Raw genomic sequence first — 4,270 nt, forward strand, 5'->3', positions numbered from 1 at the left:
GTGGCAGGGCGGGCGCGGAACCAGGACTGGCAGCGGATTCTCGTTACCGCGATGGTTGCGTCGACCCTGGCGGGCATGCTGGTGAACGCCGCTCGCCTGACGACCGGGCGCACTCGGCCGCGCGAGAGCCCGAAAATCGAACAGGGCTGGTATGGTCCGTATCACGACGGGAAGCTCACGATCGGGAATTCCAAATACAATTCGTTCCCGTCCGGACACACCGCCACCGCTGTGGGGTTCGCCGGCGTGCTGCTCTTCGCCCGGCCGTTGCTCGGCAGCGCTGCGATGCTGATCGCTTTCGGAATCGCCCTCTCGCGGATGTTGCTGGGCGCGCATCATCTCTCCGACGTGACGGTCGCGACCCTCGTGGCGCTGGGGGTCGCGTGGCTTTGCTGGCGCACGGCGGTTCGTCGCGGGGATGAGGTGGCCGCATGGGTGCGGGCAAAAATGCGACGGTGCTCGTGAATCGCATCGCCGCATTTTTCGAGCGATTGCCGGCGAGCCGTCCGTTTTTTCTCGGGCTCGTGGCCTTTCTGCTGCTGATTTTTGCGGGCGGCAATCTGCCCTGGCACCTCGACAACTACGATCAGGCGAAGCAGGCCTACGTGGCCTTCGAAATCTCGAAAACCGGAAATCTCTGGTATCAGCACACGCCGCAGGGGCGTTCGGCCTCGAAGCCGCCGCTCATGGGGTGGCTCTCGGCGGGAATGCGCTTCGTGGGCGTGCCGTGGGACTTCGCCTGGCGGCTGCCATCCTTTCTCGCGGCGCTGGCCCTGCTCGCGATCCTCATTCGCGAGGGACAAATCCTCCTCGGCGCCGCGGGCGCCACGCTGGGAGCTGCGGCCTTCGGTCTGAACCTGTTGACGCCGCGCCTCGCGACCCTCGTCCGCACCGACATGCTGCTGGGGGCGTTCATCTTCCTCATCGGCTGGATGATCTATCGCAAGCTGCGCGCCGGCACGGCATGGACCTCCACGGAACGCTGGCTGGTCTTTGCGTTTATGACGGCCGCGCTGTTCACCAAGGGGCCGGTGATCTACGCATTTCTCCTGCCCGGGATGGTGGCTTTTGCGTTCCTCGAGCGGGACAGGGCCATTCGTCGCCTCGTCTGGAGCGGGTGGTGGACATGGGCGATTCCGCTCGCGCTTTTTCTCGCATGGGGCGTCACAGCGCTGCTCACGAATCCCGATTTTCACGAGGATGTCGTGCAGCGGGAATTCTTCTCCCGCTTTGAGGAAGGTTCCCGGGATGACGAGCGTCCGCAGCCGCTGTGGTTCTACTTTCCGCATCTCCTTCACAAGTTTGCCCCGTGGAGTCTGCTGCTCATCGGGCTCGTGATTGCCTTGCCGGTGGTGCGGAGGGAACTGAAGAGTCGCCCGGCGATGAAATGGCTCGTGCTGTGGGCGATGGGCGGTCTGGTGCTCATGACACTCGTCCCGGCGAAGCGCGTGGATCGGATTTTCCCGGTCGTGCCGCCGCTGTGCCTGCTCGTGGTCGAGGCGGCGGCCGCGACGTGGTCGGACCGTCGGGTCCGCATTGCGACCGGAGCGGCGACGTTCGCAGGGCTGCTGATGGCAGGGGGGTATTTTGTCGGGCTGGTCCCCTTGAGTATTCATGAGCGCACGTCGGCGCTGGTGGAGTTTTCCGGGAAAGTTCGCGCGCTCGCCGGGGCGCACGGCCAGGCGGAAATCACCCTGCCGCGGGCGCGCGACGAGGGACTGCTTCTTTATTTCGACCGGGTGGGATTCTCGGACAAGGGCGACGCGTTCGCGCGATGGAAGGCCGGTCGGCCCATGGCGCTCGTGCTCTCCGATCGCTCCGCCAAGAGCTTTTTGGAGGAGATGGGACCGGTGAAGCCGGCCCTCGATTCCGGCCCGCTGCTTCGAAAGAACGAGCAGCGCTACTACCTTTTCCTGCAGAACTAGGCGATCTCCGCGACCACGGCCTCGAAGGCGGCGCGACGATCCGTGGCGGCCAGAATTGGTCGCCCAATCACGAGGTAGTCCGCCCCCGCGGCGATTGCGGCGGCCGGCGTGAGCACTCGCTTCTGGTCGCCGAGATCCGCCCCTGCGGGACGCACGCCCGGGGTGACGATCTTCACATCTGGTCCCACCGCTGCGCGAACGGTGCCGATTTCCAGCGGACTGCAAACGATGCCGCCGATCCCGCAGTCTGCGCCGACGCCGGCAAGCTGCGGCACCCATGATGCGGGGTCGTGCGGAATCCCCACGGCGGCAAGCGTCTCCGCCGTGCTGCTGGTGAGCACGCTCACGCCGAGCACGCAGACATTCGGCGCTGCCGCGACGGCCCCACGGATCATTTCCGGACCGCCTGCGAGATGAATCGTGAGCATGTCGACGCCGAGTTCCGCGGCAGAGCGGACGCCCGAAGCGACCGTATTCGGGATGTCATGGAACTTCAGGTCCAGAAAGACCTGGAAGCCGTGGGCCTTCGCCAGCGCGACGACCGAGGGGCCTTCCTTCGTAAAAAGCTGCATGCCGATTTTGCACCACGTCGCCGCGCCCTCGAGTTCGGTCAGGATGGCTTTCGCTTCGGCGGCGGTGGGAACGTCGAGAGCGACGATGATTTTTTCTTTAGCGGCGGTTGGCATTGGTCGAGGATGCGCGCCCGATGAAGCTGCGCGCACCCGCGAAAGTCAACCTTTCGCTCCGCATCCTTGGCAAGCGGCTGGATGGATTCCACGAACTCGAATCGCTCATGGCGCCGATCTCGCTGGCCGACGAGATTTCGATCTCCACCGGTATTGGAAACAGCGTGCGCGTGGTTTGCGACGACCCCTCCATTCCGCAGGACGACTCGAATCTCGCGGCGGTCGCCGCGCGGCAGTTTCAGGCCCACACGGGCCAGCGCTTTCGGACGCGCATTGCCATCCACAAGAAGGTTCCCTCGGGAGCCGGACTCGGCGGGGGCAGTAGCGACGCGGCTGCGGTGCTCGTGGCGCTCGACTCGCTTTTCGAGACGCATCTCGGCGTGGAAGGCCTCGAAAAAATTGCGGCCAATATCGGTTCGGACGTGCCGTTTTTCATCCGGCGCGTGCCTTCGTGGTCGCGAGGGCGTGGAGAATTAATCACGCCCGCCGATCTCCCGGGACATTTCACGATCCTGCTCCTCAAGCCGCCCTTTGGCGTCGAGACGTCGGCCGCCTACAAACGGTGGAGCGCGTCGATCGAGCTGCCGGGCGTGGACTACGGCCCGCAGCGGTGGAGGGATATCGAGTTCGTCAACGACCTCGAGAGGCCCGTTTTCGAGAAGTATCCTTTCCTCGCCGTGATGAAGGCCTGGCTGCGCGAACAGCCCGAATGCCACGTCGGAATGATGTCGGGCTCGGGTTCGACGATGTTTGCGCTCTGCGACGGTCCGGCGGAGGCCGATGCCGTTGCGGCGCGAGCGCGGGCGTATTTTGGCGAAACCATGTGGTCCGCCGTCTGCGAAGCGCCGATCTAGACCTGGGAGGTCCTAGATCGCGAGTTTCTCGCCGGCGAGTTTGTCGAGCTTCGCGCGCTGTTCCTCCGTGAGGCGCTCGAGCATGTCGTCGCTGCGGTCGATCCGATTGTCGCGGAGTTCGACGATGCGTTCGTAGTAGCTGATTTTGCCTTCTTCGAAGCGCTTGTTGATATCGGATGCCGTCTTTTGCAGGCGCCACCAGACGTAGGCGAGCTTCTTCTGCTGTTCCGGCGTGAGGTCGAGACTGCGCTGCACCTTGCCGTCGAGCAGCAGGAAAGCGCCGAGGATCTGGTATTCGATCTGGCCGAGGCGAGCACGCTGGTCCTCGCTGAGAGCACGGAGCGCGCGGCGATTCGTGCTGGCGGTGAGGGCGTCGAGCTCAGCCTGGGCGGCCTTCTTCGAGGTGAGATCCGTCCCGGCCTTTTTCACGATGGCGCGGGATTCCTCGCGGTATTCGTCGCGAAGATCCCGCAGCACGGCCCGCTGGAGCGACGTGAGCGCGAGGTCCTTCCGCACGCTGTCCACGCCGAGCAGGATGACCTGGGAGCCAGGTTTCGTGGTCGGCAGGGGCGGGATTTCCCGGGGCGCCGCGGAGGCTACAGCGATGCTGCCGGCAAACGCGGTGACGATGAGGGTGCGGCGGAAGGATTTCATGGAAGGATGTCCGAAACTCAGGCGGAGATTTCCGAAGCGATGATTTTCTCGAGTTTGACGATGTCGGCGGCGAACTTGCGGATGCCGTCGCCGAGCTTGTCGGTGGCCATGGCGTCTTCGTTGAGCAGCCAGCGGAAGGTCTTCTCGTCGA

General features: G+C 64.6%; 5 protein-coding genes. 3 read left to right on the forward strand and 2 right to left on the reverse strand.

Features of this window, described 5'->3' with window-relative positions; genetic code table 11:
- Positions 1 to 465, forward strand: a 465-nt coding sequence (locus VIM61_00040; GenBank protein HEY8898791.1) for a phosphatase PAP2 family protein, incomplete at its 5' end; no start/stop codon positions are given.
- The gene (locus VIM61_00045; GenBank protein ID HEY8898792.1) at positions 432 to 1,925 is read left to right on the forward strand and encodes a hypothetical protein; all 1,494 of its coding nucleotides are present in this window, start codon (positions 432 to 434) and stop codon (positions 1,923 to 1,925) included. The genes VIM61_00040 and VIM61_00045, both read left to right, overlap by 34 nt.
- Here the strand turns inward: VIM61_00045 and pyrF are convergent.
- Positions 1,922 to 2,611 (reverse strand): orotidine-5'-phosphate decarboxylase, encoded by a 690-nt coding sequence (gene pyrF, locus VIM61_00050; protein HEY8898793.1) that lies wholly within the window; start codon positions 2,609 to 2,611, stop codon positions 1,922 to 1,924. The two genes, VIM61_00045 and pyrF, sit on opposite strands and share 4 nt — an antisense overlap.
- A 20-nt stretch (positions 2,612 to 2,631) precedes the next feature.
- On the opposite strand from pyrF, the gene ispE reads away from it, so the two are divergent.
- Positions 2,632 to 3,465: a 4-(cytidine 5'-diphospho)-2-C-methyl-D-erythritol kinase gene (gene ispE, locus VIM61_00055; protein HEY8898794.1), complete on the forward strand. Its 834-nt coding sequence runs from the start codon at positions 2,632 to 2,634 to the stop codon at positions 3,463 to 3,465.
- 12 nt (positions 3,466 to 3,477) lie between these two features.
- On the opposite strand, the gene VIM61_00060 is transcribed toward ispE, so the two are convergent.
- The gene (locus VIM61_00060; GenBank protein ID HEY8898795.1) at positions 3,478 to 4,119 is read right to left on the reverse strand and encodes a hypothetical protein; all 642 of its coding nucleotides are present in this window, start codon (positions 4,117 to 4,119) and stop codon (positions 3,478 to 3,480) included.
- Positions 4,120 to 4,270 lie beyond the last annotated feature (151 nt).

The organism is Chthoniobacterales bacterium (assembly GCA_036569045.1).
In the GTDB taxonomy this organism is placed as follows: Bacteria; Verrucomicrobiota; Verrucomicrobiia; order Chthoniobacterales; family JAATET01; genus JAATET01.

Coding starts and splice junctions, on each gene's coding strand:
- ispE (HEY8898794.1), top strand. CDS start 2,632: ATGAAGCTGCGCGCACCCGCGAAAGTCAACCTTTCGCTCCGCATCCTT.
- pyrF (HEY8898793.1), bottom strand. CDS start 2,611: ATGCCAACCGCCGCTAAAGAAAAAATCATCGTCGCTCTCGACGTTCCC.
- VIM61_00045 (HEY8898792.1), top strand. CDS start 432: ATGGGTGCGGGCAAAAATGCGACGGTGCTCGTGAATCGCATCGCCGCA.
- VIM61_00060 (HEY8898795.1), bottom strand. CDS start 4,119: ATGAAATCCTTCCGCCGCACCCTCATCGTCACCGCGTTTGCCGGCAGC.